We start from the raw sequence: 15,761 nt of genomic DNA, 5'->3' as shown, positions 1-15,761 counted from the left end.
CTGTGGTGTATGGACACCTCTTCCGACACCCCCGCAGAGGTCTCCTCCCCGCCGGTGGCGGAGGAGGAGACCCCGTGGCTCACCGCCAAGGAGCAGCAGTTCTGGCGCGCCCACCTGGAGGTCAGCCAGCTGCTCGAGTACCAGCTCGGGCGGGAGCTCCAGCCGCACGGCCTGGCCAACAACGACTACGAGATCCTGGTCGTGCTCTCCGAGTCGCCCGACCGGCGGATGCGGATGACCGACCTGGCCACCGCCACCCTCCAGTCCAAGAGCCGGCTCTCCCACCAGATCACCCGGATGGAGTCGGCCGGCCTGGTGCTCCGTCAGGAGTGCCCGGGCGACCGGCGCGGACTGTTCGCCCACCTCACCGACCACGGCTGGGACATCCTGCGCAAGGTCGCCCCGGACCACGTCCGCTCGGTCCGGCACCACTTCATCGACCGCTTCACCCCGGAGCAGATCGACGCGCTGTACGCGGCCCTGGCCCCCGTCGCGGAGCACCTGCGCGGCCTCAAGGGCCGCAGCTGACCGGCGCCTGACGCACCGTCGGCCGGACTCGTGGACGAGTCCGGCCGCCGCGCCTCAGCCCTCGGTGAGCCCGGCCACCAGCTCGTCGGCCGCCCCGTACGGGTCCAGCTCGCCGGCCGCCACCCGCTCCGCCAGCGCGGAGAGCCGCCGGTCCCCGCGCAGGTCCCCGATCCTGGCCCGCAGCGCGGAGAGCGCGATCGCCTCCACCTCGTCCGACGCCCGGCGGCGCCGACGGACCGTCAGCTCCCCGGTCTCGGCCAGCCAGGCCCGGTGCTTCTCCAGCGCCTCGACCACCTCGTCGATGCCCTCGCCCCGGGCCGCCACGGTCTTCACGATCGGCGGTCGCCAGGCACCCGCCCCCCGGGCCTCGCCGAGGCCCAGCATGTGGTTCAGCTCCCGGGCGGTGGCGTCCGCGCCGTCCCGGTCCGCCTTGTTCACCACGAACACGTCGCCGATCTCCAGGATCCCGGCCTTGGCCGCCTGGATGCCGTCGCCCATGCCGGGCGCCAGCAGCACCACCGAGGTGTCCGCCTGCGCGGCGATCTCCACCTCGGACTGCCCGACCCCGACGGTCTCCACCAGGATCACCTCGCAGCCCGCCCCGTCCAGCACCCGCAGCGCCTGCGGAGCGGCCCAGGAGAGCCCGCCCAGGTGGCCCCGGGTGGCCATCGACCGGATGAACACGTCCGGGTCGGTGGCGTGGTCCTGCATCCGCACCCGGTCCCCCAGCAGCGCCCCGCCGGAGAACGGCGAGGACGGGTCCACCGCCAGCACCCCGACCCGCTTGCCGAGCCGCCGGTACGCCGACACCAGCGCCGAGGTGGAGGTCGACTTCCCGACCCCGGGCGAGCCGGTCAGCCCGACGGTGTACGCCTGCCCGGTGTACGGGGCCAGCGCGGCCATCGCCTCGCGCAGCTGCGGCGCGGCGTTCTCCACCAGGGAGATCAGCCGCGCCACCGCCCGGGGCCTGCCCTCCCGGGCCTGCTCGACCAGTGCCGGGACGTCGATCATTCGTGCTCCTCGATAGTGGCTACGCCTCGGGGGCGCGGGGAACTGCGCGCTCCGGAGGGCTGCCCACCCGCAACCGACCCGCCCTCAGCCGGTTGCACGTGCCGCCTTCCCACCGCGCGCAGGTCCCCGCGCCCCCGGCATGACCGATTCCCGTCGGGACCCTAGCCGCGCGGCACCCGGACGATCAGGGCGTCGCCCTGGCCGCCGCCGCCGCAGAGCGCCGCCGCACCGGTGCCGCCGCCGCGCCGCTGGAGCTCCAGCGCCAGGTGCAGCACCAGGCGGGCGCCGGACATCCCGATCGGGTGACCGAGCGCGATGGCCCCGCCGTTGACGTTGACCTTCTCCTCGGAGACGCCGAGGTCCAGCATCGACTGGTGGGAGACGGCGGCGAACGCCTCGTTGATCTCGATCAGGTCGAGGTCCTCGACGCCGATGCCCTCCTTCGCCAGCGCGTGCTTGATCGCGTTGGACGGCTGGGACTGCAGCGAGTTGTCCGGGCCCGCGACGTTGCCGTGGGCGCCGATCTCGGCGATCCAGCTCAGGCCGAGCTCCTCGGCCTTGGCCCGGCTCATCACGATCACCGCGGCGGCGCCGTCGGAGATCTGCGAGGCGGAGCCGGCCGTGATGGTGCCGTCCTTGGTGAAGGCCGGGCGGAGCTTGGCCAGGCCCTCGGCGGTGGTGTCCGCCCGGATGCCCTCGTCCTGCGAGAAGAGCACCGGCTCGCCCTTGCGCTGCGGGATCGCCACCGGGACGATCTCGGCCTCGAAGACGCCGTTCTTCTGGGCGGCGGCGGCACGCTGGTGGGACTGCGCGGAGAGCCGGTCCTGCACCTCGCGGCCGATGCCCAGGCGGGTGTTGTGCTTCTCGGTGGACTCGCCCATCGGGATGGACTCGTAGGCGTCGGTGAGGCCGTCGTGGGCCATCGAGTCGAGCATCTCGATCGCGCCGTACTTGAAGCCCTCGCGGGACTTCGGCAGCAGGTGCGGGGCGTTGGTCATCGACTCCTGGCCGCCCGCCACCACCACGTCGAACTCGCCCGCGCGGATCAGCTGGTCGGCCAGCGCGATGGCGTCCAGGCCGGAGAGGCAGACCTTGTTGATGGTCAGCGCCGGGACGTTCATCGGGATGCCGGCCTTGACGGCGGCCTGCCGGGCCGGGATCTGGCCGGCGCCGGCCTGGAGCACCTGACCCATGATCACGTACTGCACCTGGTCGGGCGTCAGGCCGGCCCGCTCGACCGCGGCCTTGATCGCGAAGCCGCCGAGCTCGGCGCCGGAGAATCCCTTGAGCGAGCCGAGCAGACGCCCCATGGGGGTGCGGGCTCCGGCGACGATCACTGAGGTGGTAGGCATGAGACGAGCCCCTTCGCGCGTCAGGCATGAGGGTGGGGGATGCGGCCTCAATGTACTGAGCCGTAACCCGTGCGTCACCGGAGCCGAGGTGTGATCAGCGGCACGTGTCACCCGCCGGTCAACAGCGTGTCAGCACGTCCCGGTGAATTGTGAGCAGGCTCGCACGTGACGTGCTGGCGCTGCGTCAACTCGGTGCGCTGCACTGGTACCCACCTTCCAAACCCGCCACTCCCTTCCGGAGGCCAGCCGTGCTGACCCGCATCGACCACATCGGGATCGCCTGCTTCGACCTGGACAAGACGGTCGAGTTCTACCGCGCCACCTACGGCTTCGAGGTCTTCCACAGCGAGGTGAACGAGGAGCAGGGCGTCCGCGAGGCCATGCTCAGGATCAACGAGACCTCGGACGGCGGCGCCTCCTACCTCCAGCTGCTGGAGCCCACCCGGGAGGACTCCACGGTCGCCAAGTGGCTGGCGAAGAACGGCGAGGGCGTGCACCACATCGCCTTCGGCACCGCCGACGTGGACGGCGACGCGGCCGACATCAAGGCCAAGGGCGTCCGGGTGCTCTACGAGGAGCCCCGGATCGGCTCGATGGGCTCGCGGATCACCTTCCTGCACCCCAAGGACTGCGGTGGCGTGCTGACCGAGCTGGTCACCTCCGCCCAGGGCGACGCGCACTGACGCTCCGGCGGGGCCGCGCCCGGTCGGCCCCGCCCGCTCCACACCTGGCGACCCGTCAGTAACCTCGGAAAAGCCCACCGGGGCCATTCCCTCCGCAAGCCGTCCCACTACAATGCACCGGGTGCGCAATGCTCCGGGGAGGACCGGGCCGGCGGGCACGGCCGATGACGGGGGCAGCAGGCGCTGACTCCGGCTCAAGGGGAGTCCACCAACCGGGCGCGACGACACGGTCGCAGTTCGGATCTGTCACCATTCTCCACAGGCAAGAGTTCGCTCAGGAGTCCACCCGGACGGCGGAGCGCGGGACGACCGTGCGCCGAACGCCCCCCGGGCTCCGACCGTGGCACCCGCCACGGCTGCAAGGACCAGCCGGACCGGCCCCGCCAGGGGGACGTGAGGGCCGGGTCGAGGACGCGACCAGGAGATGGATGGGACCGCGGAGTGCGGGGCTACGACCGCTACGAGGCTGACGATCACCTCTCCCAGTTCGAGGCCGAGTTGGACCGGGCTCGGAAGGAGCGGGACAAGACCGTCCAGCATGCCGAGGACCTCGCCTACCAGGTCGAGGTGCTCCGGGCCAAGCTGCACGAATCCCGTCGGCAGCTCGCCCAGCCGCGCGCCTTCGACTCCGTCTCCGGCCAGGCCGAGCAGATGCTCCGGACCGCCGAGATGCAGGCCCAGCAGCTCCGGGCCGAGGCCGAGCGCCAGCTGCACGAGTCCCAGCAGGCCACCCAGCGGCTGATGGCCGAGGCCGCCGAGCGCACCGCCCGGATCGAGGCCGAGTACGCGGCCCGTCGCCGGCAGCTGGAGGAGGAGCTCAGCGAGCTCCGGCACAGCGCCGAACGGCACGTCAACGAGAACGTCGCCTGGGCCGAGCAGACCCGCTCCGGCACCGAGCAGGAGGCCCAGCGCCTGCTCCAGGAGGCCCGCGCCGAGTGCGACCGGCTGGTCGCCGCCGCCCGGGCCGAGGCCGAGGCACTGGCCGACCAGGCCCGCGCGCAGACCGCCGCCGACGTGGACGCCGCCCGGGGCGAGGCCCAGGCCGCCGCCGAGGCCGCCCTGCTGCGCGCCCAGAACGACGCTGAGCGGCTGCTCCGGGCCGCCTCCGAGCAGGCCCAGCAGGCCAACGCCCAGGCCGAGGCGGTGACCGGCGAGGCCCAGCAGCAGCTGGCCGGCGCCCAGGCCGCCGCCGAGCGCGGACTCGCCGAGGCCCGGGCCGAGGCCGAGCAGCGGATCACCGAGGCGCAGGCCGCCGCCGAGCGCGGGCTGGCCGAGGCGCAGGCCGAGATCAGCCAGCTCAAGCTCCAGGCCGCCGAGGACCAGCAGCGCGCCACCGAGGCGCTCGGCGCCGCCCAGGCCGAGATAGAGCGGCTGCGGGCCGAGGCGCTGGCCGAGGCCGAGCGGGCCCGCCAGGAGGCCGCCGAGCTGCGGGCCCGGGCCGAGGCCGCCGCCGAGCAGCAGCTCGCCGAGGCCGAGGCCGCCGTACAGCGGCTGGTCGCCGACGGCGAGGCCGCCTCCGACCAGCGCTCGCAGACCGCCAAGGCCGAGATCGCCCGGATGGTGGCCACCGCCACCAAGGAGACCGACCGGATCAAGGCCGAGGCCGCCACCGCCAAGGCCGAGGCCGAGGCTGCCAAGGCCGCCGCCACCGAGGAGAGCGAGCGGCTGCGCGGCTCCGCCGAGTCGGTCGCGAACGAGCTCCGCGCGGAGGCCGAAGCGGCCATCGCCGAGCAGCGGGCGGAGGCCGAACGGGCCGTCGCCGAGCTGCGCGCCGAGGCCGAGTCGGCCGTCGCCCGGCTGCACGAGGAGGCCCGGGAGGCCGGCCGGGCCGAGGGCGCCAAGGACGCGGCCCTCCACCTGGCCAAGGCCGCCAAGCAGGCCGAGGAGGCCGTCGCCCGGGCCACCCGGGAGGCCGGCGAGACCGTCGCGGCCGGCACCGCCGAGGCGGAGCGGCTGCGCGCCGAGGCGGTCGAGGAGGCCGACCGGCTGCTGACGGAGGCTCAGACCACCGTCGAGCAGGTGCAGCAGGCCGCCCACGAGGACGCCACCGCGCTGCGCGAGCAGCTCACCCAGGCCCACCAGGAGGCCGAGCGGCTGCGCGCCGAGGCCGAGGAGCTGCACGCCCGGACCACCACCGAGGCCGAGCGGGTGGAGAGCGAGGCCCGGCGCCAGGCGGTGCTGCGGATCGAGGAGGCGGCGAAGACCGCCGAGGAGCTGCTCACCAAGGCCAAGGCCGACGCGGACGAGCTCCGGGCCGGCGCCGCCGCCGAGACGGAGCGGCTGCGCGCCGAGGCCGAGGAGCGGGCCGCCGAGACCCAGGGCCGGGCCGAGCAGACCCTCACCCGGGCCCGCGAGGAGGCCCGCAAGGTCACCGCCGCCGCCGAGCAGCGCGGCCAGGACGCGCTGGCCGCCGCCAAGGCGGCTGCCGCCGAGAACCGCTCCGCCGCCGAGCGGGAGACGGCCGAACTCCGGCGCGAGGCCGTCGAGTTCGAGCAGCGGGTGCGCGCCGAGGCACAGGCCGGGGCGGAGGCGCTGGCCGCCGAGAGCCGGGCCGCCGCCGAGGCCGCCCGCACCGAGGCGGCCGAGTGGGCCGACGGCCACCGGGCCGAGGCGGAGGGCTTCGCCGCCCGCCGCCGGGCCGAGGCGGAGGCCGAGGCCGAGGCCCTGCGCGAGGAGAGCCGCCGGGAGCGGGCCGCCGCGCAGACCTCGCTGGACCACGAGCAGGCCGAGACCGCCGAGCTGCTGGCCGCCGCCCGGGCCGACCGCGAGGTCGCCGCCGCCGAGGCGGACGAGCTGACCGCCCGCACCACGGCGGAGACCGACGCCCTGCGCGCCGCCGCCGAGACCGAGGCCGCCGAACTCCGCGCCGCCGCCGAGGCGGAGACCACCGCCCTGCGGACCGCCGCCGAGACCGAGACGGCCGAACTCCGCGCCACCACCGAGGCGGAGACCACCGAGCTGCGCGAGCGCACCGCCCGGGAGGCCGCCGAGCTGACCGCCCGCACCACGGCGGAGACCGACGCCCTGCGCGCCGCCGCCGAGACCGAGGCCGCCGAACTCCGTGCCACCGCCGAGGCGGAGACCACCGCCCTGCGGACCGCCGCCGAGACCGAGACGGCCGAACTCCGCGCCACCACCGCGACCGAGACGGCCGCGCTGCGCGAGCTGACCGCCACCGAGGCCGAGGAGCTGACCGCCCGGACGGCCGCCGAGGCCCAGGAGCTGCGCGCCACCGCCGAGGCGGAGACCACCGAGCTGCGCGAGCGCACCGCCGCCGAGGTGGCCGAGCAGCTGGCCGACGCGGAGCGGGAGGCCGAGCGGCTGCGGGCCGAGGGTGCCCGGGAGCTGACGCAGGCTCAGGAGGAGGCCGCCGCCGCCGTCACCGAGGTCGGCGTGCTGCGGGCCCTGGCCACCACCGAGCTGGCCGAGCTCCGGGCCGGTGCCGAGAAGGAGGCCGCCGCACTGGTCTCCACCGCCGAGGACGAGGCCGCCGAGATCCGCCAGTCGGTGGCCGGGCTGCACGAGGCCGCCTCCACCCAGATCGCCGAACTCCGCGCCACCGCCGAGCGGGAGGCCGCCGAGACCCGCGAGCTCGCCGAGCTGGAGACCACCGAGCTGCGCGAGCTGGCCGCCGCCGAGACGGAGGCGCTGCGCGCCGCCGTGGACGCCGAAGTGGCCGGGCTGCGGGCCGACGCCGAGCAGGAGACCTCCGCGCTGCGCGAGCGGATCGCCGCCGAGCTGGCCGAGGACCGCGAGCGGGCCGCCACCGTGATCGCCCGGGACCGGGCCGAGGCCAAGGCCTACGACGAGCAACTGCGGGCCGAGGCCGTCACCGAACGGCAGGACGCACTGGAATACGCCGGGCAGACCCGGGCGGACTCCGAGGAGGTCGCCCGCCGCACCGTGGCGGAGGCCGAGGAGCAGGCCGCCCGGACGGCCGCCGAGGCCGAGGACTTCGGCGCCGCGCTGCGCGCCGAGGCCGAGGAGTACGCGCTCGCCACCCGCACCCTGGCGGAGGACTACGAGGCCGCCACCCGCAGCCGGGCCGACGCCTACGACGCCGAGACCCGGGAGGCGGCCGAGCAGTTCGACCGGGCCACCCGGGAGCAGGCCAAGTCGGTGCTGGAGAAGGCCTTCGCGGACGCCGAGGCGCTCGGCGAGGACGCCCAGGCCACCGCGCTGGCGACCACCGCCGCCGCCGAGGAGCAGGCCGACGCGATGGTCGCCGCCGCCCGCAAGGAGGCCGAGCGGCTGACCGCCGCGGGCGAGGCCGCCGGGCAGGCCGAGGTCGAGCGCTCCCGCGCCGACGCGGACGCGCTGCTCTCCGAGGCCCGCCGGGACGCCACCGCGATCCGCGAGCGCGCCGAGGAGCTGCGCGAGCGCACCGACTCCGAGATCGAGGCCCTGCACGAGCGGGCCCGCAAGGAGAACGCGCAGGCCATGAAGTCGGCCGGCGAGCGGGTGGACGCGCTGGTGACGGCGGCTCAGGAGCAGCTCACCGAGGCCGAGGAGCAGGCCGTCACGGCCGTCGCCGAGGCCGAGGAGAAGGCGGCGAAGCTGGTCGCGGACGCCGAGGAGAAGGCCGCCGAGCTCACCTCGGAGGCCTCCGCCGAGGCCGGCAAGGTGCGGATCTCCGCCGTCCGCAAGGCGGAGGGCCTGCTCAAGGAGGCCGAGCAGAAGCTCGCCGCCTCCACCGAGCGGGCCGACACGCTGCGCGCCGAGGCGGAGGCCGCGCTGGCCGCCGCCGAGCAGGAGGCGGAGCAGCAGCTGACGGCCGCTCAGGAGGAGGCCGAGCAGCAGCTGGAGGCCGCTTCCGACCAGGCCGAGAAGCGGCTCAAGCGGGCCGCCGACGCGGCCGACGAGCAGCTCGCGCTGGCCACCGAGGAGGCCGAGCGGCTGCTGGCCGAGGCGAAGGCCGAGGCCAAGCGCGTGACCGACGAGGGCCGCCGGGAGTTGGACGAACTGGTCCGCCGGCGCAAGGACATCAACACCGAGATCTCTCGGGTCCAGGATGTCCTGTCCGCGTTGGAGGCTTTCGAGGCGCCGTCACCGGTCGCCCAGGCCAACGGGGGAAGCAGTGGCAAGAAGGACGGGGCGGCGAAGGCCGGTGCCGGTGTCGGCTCTCCCCGTTCGGGGGGCAATCGCACCGGCAGCGCACCACCCGATTGAGCGGACATTGTCCGTGGAGCGACGGCGTTTCGCCGTAGACACTCCGATAACGTGTCAGGATTCCCTCAACCACCTCAGCGGTTAACGACAGGAAGCCCAGAACCCCATGAGCGACAGTCACTCCCCTCACGGCTTCGACCTGGTGCGCCGTGGGTACGAGCGTGCCCAGGTCGACGAGCGGATCACCAAGCTGGTGGCCGACCGCGACTCCGCCCTGACCAGGATCGGCGCGCTGGAGAAGCGCATCGAGGAGCTCCACCTGGAGACCCAGAGCGCGCAGGCCGCGGTCTCCGAGCAGGAGCCCTCGTACGCCGGCCTGGGTGCCCGGGTCGAGAAGATCCTCCGGCTCGCCGAGGAGGAGGCCAAGGACCTGCGCGACGAGGCGCACCGCGCCGCCGAGCAGCACCGTGAGCTGGCCGAGGCCGCCGCGCAGCAGGTCCGCACCGAGGCGGAGAACTACGCCAAGGACCGCAAGGCCAAGGCCGAGGACGAGGGTCTGCGGATCGTCGACAAGGCCAAGAGCGACAGCGCCCAGCTGCGGGCCGAGGCCAACAAGGACGCGCAGAACAAGCGCGAGGAGGCGGACGCCCTCTTCGAGGAGACCCGCACCAAGGCCGCCCAGGCCGCGCTGGAGTTCGAGACCAACCTGGCCAAGCGCCGCGAGCAGTCCGAGCGCGACCTGGCGGCCCGTCAGGCCAAGGCCGAGAAGCGCCTGGCCGAGATCGAGCACCGGGCCGAGCAGCTCCGCCTGGAGGCCGAGAAGCTCCGCACCGACGCCGAGCGCCGTGCCCGCCAGACGGTCGAGACGGCCCAGCGCCAGTCCGAGGACATCGTCGCGGACGCCAACGCCAAGGCCGACCGGATCCGCAGCGAATCCGAGCGCGAGCTCGCGGCCCTCACCAACCGCCGCGACTCGATCAACGCCCAGCTCACCAACGTCCGCGAGATGCTCGCCACCCTCACCGGTGCGGCCGTCGCCGCGGCGTCCCTGCCGACCGACGACGCCCTCGGCGTCCCGGCCCAGCAGTCCCGCTGACCCACCCTCAGGGCCCGTGCCCCTCCCCCTCCGGGGCGGAGCACGGGCCCTGAGGCATTCCCACCCCGGACCAAGAGCACCGCGAACGCCCGCAGCCGCCGAAGCCCCCCGCACGCACGCCGGGGCCGAAGGCCCCAGGAGCACCGCGAGCACCCGCCGGGGCCGAAGGCCCCAGGGGCGCGAGGAACTGCGCGAGTGCGGAAGACCACCACGGCCAGATCGGGGCAGACGAGCAGCTGCACGCGCCACCGGATCGTGCCGAAGCCCGCCCCCGCCGCCCGGGCACGCAGCGGAGGCGGACCCACGTCGGCCGGCCACCTACGGCGCAGCACCCCGCACGCCGGGGCCGGAGGCCCCAGGAGCACCGCGAGCACCCGCCGGGGCCGAAGGCCCCAGGGGCGCGAGGAACTGCGCGAGTGCGGAAGACCACCACCGGCCAGATCGGGGCAGGCGAGCAGCTGCACGCGCCACCGGATCGTGCCGAAGCCCGCCCCCGCCGCCCAGGCACGCAACGAAGGCGGACCCACGTCGGCCGACCACCTACGGCGCAGCTCCCCGCACCCCGGAGCACCTGCCCCGCCCTGCCGTGCGCAGGCCGACGAAGGCCCCAGGGGCGCGAGGAACTGCGCGAGTGCGGAAGACCACCACGGCCAGATCGGGGCAGGCGAGCAGCCGCACGCGCCACCGGATCACGCCGAAGCCCGCCCCCGCCGCCCAGGCACGCAGCGGAGGCGGACCCACGTCGGCCGGCCACCTACGGCGCAGCTCCCCGCACCCCGGAGCACCTGCCCTGCCCTGCCGTGCGCAGGCCGACGGCACGTCCGGGGCCGGGCGTCAGCCACGGGGCCGCAGAAGGCCCCCTGACGGCCCGTCGGGTCAGACGCGGCGGAGGAGGGCCCGGGCGGCGGCGTTGAAGCTCTCCGGGGCCTCCAGGGAGCTCAGGTGGCCCACGCCGGGGATGACGGTGAGCTCGGCGTCGGCGAGCGCCTCCGCGATCAGCCGCGCCTCCCCCAGCGGAGTGAGGGCGTCGTGCTCGCCCACCACCACCGCCGCCGGCACGTCCAGGACCCGCAGCGCCGCCAGCGACTCCGGCCGGCCGGCCATCGCACGCTGCGCCCAGGCCACTCCGCCCGGTGTCGCCTCCGCGATCATCTCCCGGACCTGGGCGGTGAGTTCGGGGTCCGTCCCGGGCCCGAGCAGCCCGTCCTCGATCTTCTCCTCGGCGAGCAGTGCGACGCTGTCGCGGGAGAGCACCGCCGCCGCGATCCGCTCCCGGTTGGCCTTGGCGGCCGGGGTGTCCACGGTGGCCTTGGTGTCGGCCAGCAGCAGGCCGGCGATCCGTTCGGGGTGGCGCCGGGCGAGCGCCATGGCGACGTAGCCGCCCATCGAGAGGCCGCCGAACACCGCCTGTTCCAGGCCCAGTTCGTCCAGCAGTTCCACCAGGTCGTCGGCCACGGTGTCGAGCGAGGGCGGGGCGTCGCCGAGCGGGGTGGCGCCGAAGCCCCGCTGGTCGGGCGTGATCAGGGTGGCGACGTCGGCGAGCGGGGCGAGCTGGGCGTGCCACATCCGGGCGGAGAGCGGGAAGGCGTGCAGCAGCACCAGTGGCGTGCCGACGCCGTGGGTGCCGTGGGCGGGGAGAGTCATGGTGCCCACCGTATGGCGGCGCACCGACCGGCCGCAGCAGCGCGCTCCACTGTCCGATTTGTCATAGCCTGACGGAGAGTGAGGGAGCGCACATGATCGAATTGCACGAGCTGACGAAACGTTACGGCGACACCGTCGCCGTGGACCGGTTGAGCTTCCAGGTCCCGCAGGGCGTGGTCACCGGATTCCTCGGGCCGAACGGCGCGGGCAAGTCCACCACGATGCGGATGATCCTCGACCTGGACCGTCCGACGAGCGGTCAGGTCACCATCGACGGACGGCGGTACGGACAGCTCAGCGAGCCGCTCAAGTACATCGGGGCGCTGCTGGAGGCGAAGGCCGTGCACCCGGGCCGGACCGCCTACGACCACCTCCTCTGGCTGGCCCAGAGCAACCGCATCCCCACCTCCCGGGTGGCCGAGGTGCTCGACCTGGTCGGGCTGACCGCGGTCGCCAAGCGGCGCTCGCGCGGCTTCTCGCTCGGCATGGGCCAGCGGCTCGGCATCGCCTCGGCGCTGCTCGGCGACCCGGAGATCGTGATGTTCGACGAGCCGGTGAACGGGCTGGACCCGGAGGGCATCCTGTGGATCCGGAACCTGATGAAGGGTCTGGCCGCCGAGGGCCGCACGGTGTTCGTCTCCTCGCACCTGATGAGCGAGATGGCACTGACCGCCGACCACCTGGTGGTGATCGGGCGGGGCCGGCTGCTGGCCAACCTCTCGATGGCCGAGTTCATCAAGCAGAACTCCCGCTCGGCGGTCCGGGTCCGCACCCCGCACGTCGAGCAGCTGCTCGCCGTCCTGCACGGCGCGGGGCTGAACGCCGTGCCCGGCCCGGCCGGCTCGTACGAGGTCGAGGACGGCGACCTCACCCACATCGGCGAACTGGCCGCCTCGCACGGCGTCACCCTGCACGAACTGAGCCCGCAGCAGGCCTCCCTGGAGGAGGCGTTCATGCAGATGACCGCCGATTCGGTGCAGTACCAGGCCGGCGGCGCGGCCCCCGGCCGCACCGCTCCCGGGCAGGCCCACGGACAGACCCCCGGACCGGCGCCCGCGCAGCCCGCCGCCTGGGGCGCCGGCTGGAAGGAGAAGAGCTGATGGCGTCGTTCCCCGCCGTCCTGCAGTCCGAGTGGACCAAGATCCGCAGCGTCCGCTCCACCATCTGGACGCTGGCCCTGACCTTCCTGATCACCCTGGTGGTCGGCGGGCTGCTCTCGCTGGTCACCAAGCTGAACTTCGAGGAGTTCACCGAGGGCTCCAGCACCCCGTTCGACGCCACCGGGACGGCCTTCTCCGGCATCCTGCTGGGCGAGTTGGCCATCATCGTGTTCGGCGTCCTGGCGGTGGGCAACGAGTACAGCAGCGGCATGATCCGGGTCAGCCTGGCCGCGGTCCCGCAGCGCGCGACGCTGCTGCTCGGCAAGGCCGCCGTGCTCGGCGCGCTGGCCCTGGCCGTGTCGCTGGCCACCGCCTTCATCACCTTCTTCACCGGGCAGGCGATCCTCGGCAGCCACTCCACCACCATCGGCTCGGACAACGTGCTCCGGGCGGTGATCGGGGCCGCGCTCTACCTGACCATGCTCTGCCTGTTCGCGGCGGGCGTGACGGCCATGCTGCACAACCAGACGCTGGCGCTCGGCGTGCTGGTGCCGTTCTTCTTCCTGCTCTCGCCGATCCTCTCGGCGGTGCCGTACGCCAAGAACGTGGCGCGGTACTTCCCCGACTACGCCGGCTCCCGGATGCTCACCGTCTACGAGCAGTCCGGCCAGCCCTACGGCCCGTGGGCGGGGTTCTTCATCTGCCTGGCCTGGACGGTGGCCGCCATCGCCGGCGGCATCCTGGTGCTGAAGAAGCGCGACGCCTGACGGCCCCTCACCGCGCGCTCCACGGAACGCCCTCCGCCCTCAGTGGCGGGGGGCGTTCCGGCCGCGCTGGACGTTGGTGGTGCGGCGCTCCCGGGCGCCCCAGCAGGCCCGGTGCCAGTGCCGGCGGTCGTCCACCCCGGCCCCGTACGCGGGCCAGGCGACCACGTGGCCGACGCCGGGCGGGATCTCCTGGTCGCAGCCGGGGCAGCGGTAGTACCGGCCGGAGGTGCCGGGGATCGTCTGCACCACCCAGTCCTCGCCGTCGTACTCCTCCACTCTCCGCAGCGTGCCACCGAACGGCACGCCTGACGGCTCGTCGGGGGCTGCCTGGCTGCTGCGGGGCGGCTTGCGGCGGGGGGACACGGCTGGCACCTCTCGGACGGGGCGGGCGGACGGGCTCTCCGGTTCCAGGGTACGGGGCGCACCGCCCCGCTCCGCAGCCCTACCACGCGGACCGGGAGCGGCTCGGCCTTTCCGGCGAAAGACACCCGATCTTCCGCGAATTGGGGCGTTCCGAGTGCCATTGGCACATGACATCGGTTACTCAACGACAGTGACACGACGGGGCTCGCAGACCCGGCGGCACCCGAGGAGGCGACCGGATGACCGACACCGACCAACTGACCACCCCTCAGCTCGACCTGCCCCCGGCCCCGGTGCTGGGCGGCGCGGCGGGCACCGACTCGATCCGGGTCGGCGCGTTCCTGCTGTCGGCCCAGTTCCCGGGCCAGGGCCACGGCGAGGTGCTGCGCCGCACCGTGGCCGCCGCCGAGACCGCCGAGCGGTCCGGCCTGGACTCGGTCTGGCTGGCCGAGCACCACTTCGTGCCCTACGGCGTCTGCCCGGACGCCGCCGCGCTGGCCGCGCTGCTGCTCGGCCGGACCCGCCGGATCGGCGTCGGCACGGCGGTCAGCGTGCTCTCCACCACCCACCCGGTGGCGCTCGGCGAGCGGGCCGCGATGCTGCACCTGACCTCGGAGGGCCGCTTCACCCTGGGCGTCGGCCGGGGCGGCCCGTGGATCGACCTGGCGGTCTTCGGCACCGGCGCCGCCGCCTACGAGGACGGGTTCGGCGAGCGGCTGGACCTGCTGCTGCGCTGGCTGCGCGGCTCCCGGGTGGGCGCGGACGGGCCGCAGTTCAGCTTCCCGGAGGTGGACGTGGTGCCCCGGGCCGGCGCGGCGCGCCCCGCCGGGCCGGCCGCCGACCTGGCGGGCTGGCTGGAGGGCCGCTCGGGCCCGCTGACCCGCTTCCCCCGGCAGCGGCCCGGCGGCGCCCCGCTGCCGGGTGCCGACCCGGCGGCCGGCGGGCCGCCGGTGATCGCCGCCTGCACCTCGCCGGCCGGGGTCCGGGCCGCCGCCGAGCGCGGGCTGCCGATGCTGCTCGGGATGCACTCCGGCGACGAGGACAAGTCGCTGATGCTGGAGGCCTACCGGACCGCCTGGCGGGCCTGCGGCCGGGGCGAGGAGCAGCTGGCCCGGGTGGAGCGCGAGCACATGGCGGCCGGGGTGGTGCAGATCGAGGACCGGCGGGTCACCGCCCGGGCCCGGCTGCTGGCCGCGATGCCCGGCTGGTTCGAGCACGGGCTCGGCGCGCACCGCACGGTGGACGGCCGGGAGCGCCGGATGCGCGATCCGCGCGAGTACACCGAACTGCTCTGCGACCTGCACGCGGTGGGCACGCCCCGGCAGGCCGCCGACCGGCTGCTGGCCACCGCCGAGCGCACCGGCATCCGCCGCTTCGCCCTGCTGGCCGAGGGCTCCGGCGAGCACGCCGCGACGATGGAGAACATCGCCCGGCTGGGCACCGAGGTGCTGCCGCAGCTGGACTGATCCGGCCGCGAACGCCGGGAGGCCGGGCCGAGGTGCAGACGGCCCGGCCTCCCGGAGGTGTCCCGCGCGGAGCTCAGCAGTCCCGCAACTCGTCGGACTGGTTGAGCAGTTGGGCCCGGACCGAGGTGAAGCGGTGGTACCGCTCGTCGCTCTCGCCGGAGGGTGCGAAGACCGCCACCCGGTGGCAGTTCTGGAACGCCAGCCGGACCCCGAAGTGCCGCTGCAGGGCACCCCGGATGGCGTCGCTGGCCATCGCCCGCAGCAGCTGGCCGCGGGCCTGCTCGCTGGGCGGCGGTACCTGGTTGTCGGCGAAATCGGTGCCGTCCACCTGCACCTGGGCGACCAGTGAGCTGATCAGGTCCCAGGCGTACGGCAGGGAGGTTCGGACGCAGTCGACGAACTCCCTCTCGTCGACCTCTCCTCTCTCGGCCTTCTCCAGCAGGGCCGGTGAGACGTCGAGCGACATGGGTTCTCCTCTCGCGGTCCACCCCGGGCGGACCGCCGGGGTGGTCGTACGTCGGTGCCGTTGTGCCGCAGTGGGGAGCGACGACTGCTCACCACAGAGTGACATCCGGTCGTCAGTACGGCCGGTGAATCCCCCGATTCGAGCCCCGATCGCCTGGTGCCCCGTCAGATTGGCCG

The 15,761-nt window shown here is 74.7% G+C and carries 12 protein-coding genes; 7 read left to right on the top strand and 5 right to left on the bottom strand.

What is annotated here, in order from left to right:
* Positions 1–9 precede the first annotated feature (9 nt).
* A complete protein-coding gene (locus ACIRBX_RS21820) occupies positions 10–528 on the top strand; it encodes a MarR family winged helix-turn-helix transcriptional regulator (protein ID WP_402298712.1) in 519 nt (172 codons plus the stop codon).
* 54 nt (positions 529–582) lie between these two features.
* Here ACIRBX_RS21820 and meaB read toward each other — a convergent pair whose 3' ends face one another.
* Complete coding sequence (gene meaB, locus ACIRBX_RS21815; protein ID WP_402298711.1) at positions 583–1,539, bottom strand: methylmalonyl Co-A mutase-associated GTPase MeaB; 957 nt, start codon at positions 1,537–1,539, stop codon at positions 583–585.
* A gap of 161 nt (positions 1,540–1,700) precedes the next feature.
* Positions 1,701–2,891, bottom strand: a complete 1,191-nt coding sequence (locus ACIRBX_RS21810; RefSeq protein WP_402298710.1) for an acetyl-CoA C-acetyltransferase — start codon at positions 2,889–2,891, stop codon at positions 1,701–1,703.
* A gap of 248 nt (positions 2,892–3,139) precedes the next feature.
* Here ACIRBX_RS21810 and mce point away from each other — a divergent pair, with 248 nt between their 5' ends.
* The 3 genes from mce (at position 3,140) to ACIRBX_RS21795 (ending at position 9,779) form a co-directional block, all read left to right on the top strand.
* Positions 3,140–3,574, top strand: coding sequence for a methylmalonyl-CoA epimerase (mce, locus tag ACIRBX_RS21805; protein ID WP_402298709.1), 435 nt, complete (start codon positions 3,140–3,142; stop codon positions 3,572–3,574).
* A 441-nt stretch (positions 3,575–4,015) separates the two neighbouring features.
* Positions 4,016–8,743 (top strand): hypothetical protein, encoded by a 4,728-nt coding sequence (locus ACIRBX_RS21800; protein ID WP_402298708.1) that lies wholly within the window; start codon positions 4,016–4,018, stop codon positions 8,741–8,743.
* A gap of 106 nt (positions 8,744–8,849) precedes the next feature.
* Positions 8,850–9,779 (top strand): cellulose-binding protein, encoded by a 930-nt coding sequence (locus ACIRBX_RS21795; protein WP_402298707.1) that lies wholly within the window; start codon positions 8,850–8,852, stop codon positions 9,777–9,779.
* An 876-nt stretch (positions 9,780–10,655) separates the two neighbouring features.
* Here the strand turns inward: ACIRBX_RS21795 and ACIRBX_RS21790 are convergent.
* Positions 10,656–11,423 carry an alpha/beta fold hydrolase gene (locus ACIRBX_RS21790; protein ID WP_402298706.1) on the bottom strand — a complete coding sequence of 256 codons (768 nt, stop codon included), beginning with the start codon at positions 11,421–11,423 and terminating at the stop codon, positions 10,656–10,658.
* A 92-nt stretch (positions 11,424–11,515) separates the two neighbouring features.
* Between ACIRBX_RS21790 and ACIRBX_RS21785 the strand changes: the two genes are divergently transcribed.
* Positions 11,516–12,523: an ABC transporter ATP-binding protein gene (locus ACIRBX_RS21785; protein ID WP_402298705.1), complete on the top strand. Its 1,008-nt coding sequence runs from the start codon at positions 11,516–11,518 to the stop codon at positions 12,521–12,523.
* On the top strand, positions 12,523–13,290 hold the full coding sequence (locus ACIRBX_RS21780) for an ABC transporter permease subunit (RefSeq protein WP_402298704.1): 768 nt from the start codon (positions 12,523–12,525) through the stop codon (positions 13,288–13,290). The genes ACIRBX_RS21785 and ACIRBX_RS21780 overlap by 1 nt, the downstream gene beginning before the upstream one ends.
* A gap of 39 nt (positions 13,291–13,329) precedes the next feature.
* On the opposite strand, the gene ACIRBX_RS21775 is transcribed toward ACIRBX_RS21780, so the two are convergent.
* Positions 13,330–13,653, bottom strand: coding sequence for an ATP/GTP-binding protein (locus ACIRBX_RS21775; protein WP_402298703.1), 324 nt, complete (start codon positions 13,651–13,653; stop codon positions 13,330–13,332).
* A 323-nt stretch (positions 13,654–13,976) separates the two neighbouring features.
* Between ACIRBX_RS21775 and ACIRBX_RS21770 the strand changes: the two genes are divergently transcribed.
* Positions 13,977–15,119: an LLM class flavin-dependent oxidoreductase gene (locus ACIRBX_RS21770; protein WP_402298801.1), complete on the top strand. Its 1,143-nt coding sequence runs from the start codon at positions 13,977–13,979 to the stop codon at positions 15,117–15,119.
* Between the two features lie 73 nt (positions 15,120–15,192).
* Here the strand turns inward: ACIRBX_RS21770 and ACIRBX_RS21765 are convergent, their stop codons facing one another.
* A complete protein-coding gene (locus tag ACIRBX_RS21765; protein WP_402298702.1) occupies positions 15,193–15,585 on the bottom strand; it encodes an SCO5389 family protein in 393 nt (130 codons plus the stop codon).
* Positions 15,586–15,761: the final 176 nt, after the last annotated feature.

Source organism: Kitasatospora sp. NPDC096147 (assembly GCF_044763225.1).
Classification (GTDB): domain Bacteria; phylum Actinomycetota; class Actinomycetes; order Streptomycetales; family Streptomycetaceae; genus Kitasatospora.
The sequence above is the reverse complement of the archived record's forward strand: the minus strand, read 5'-3'. Positions and strand labels throughout refer to the sequence as shown.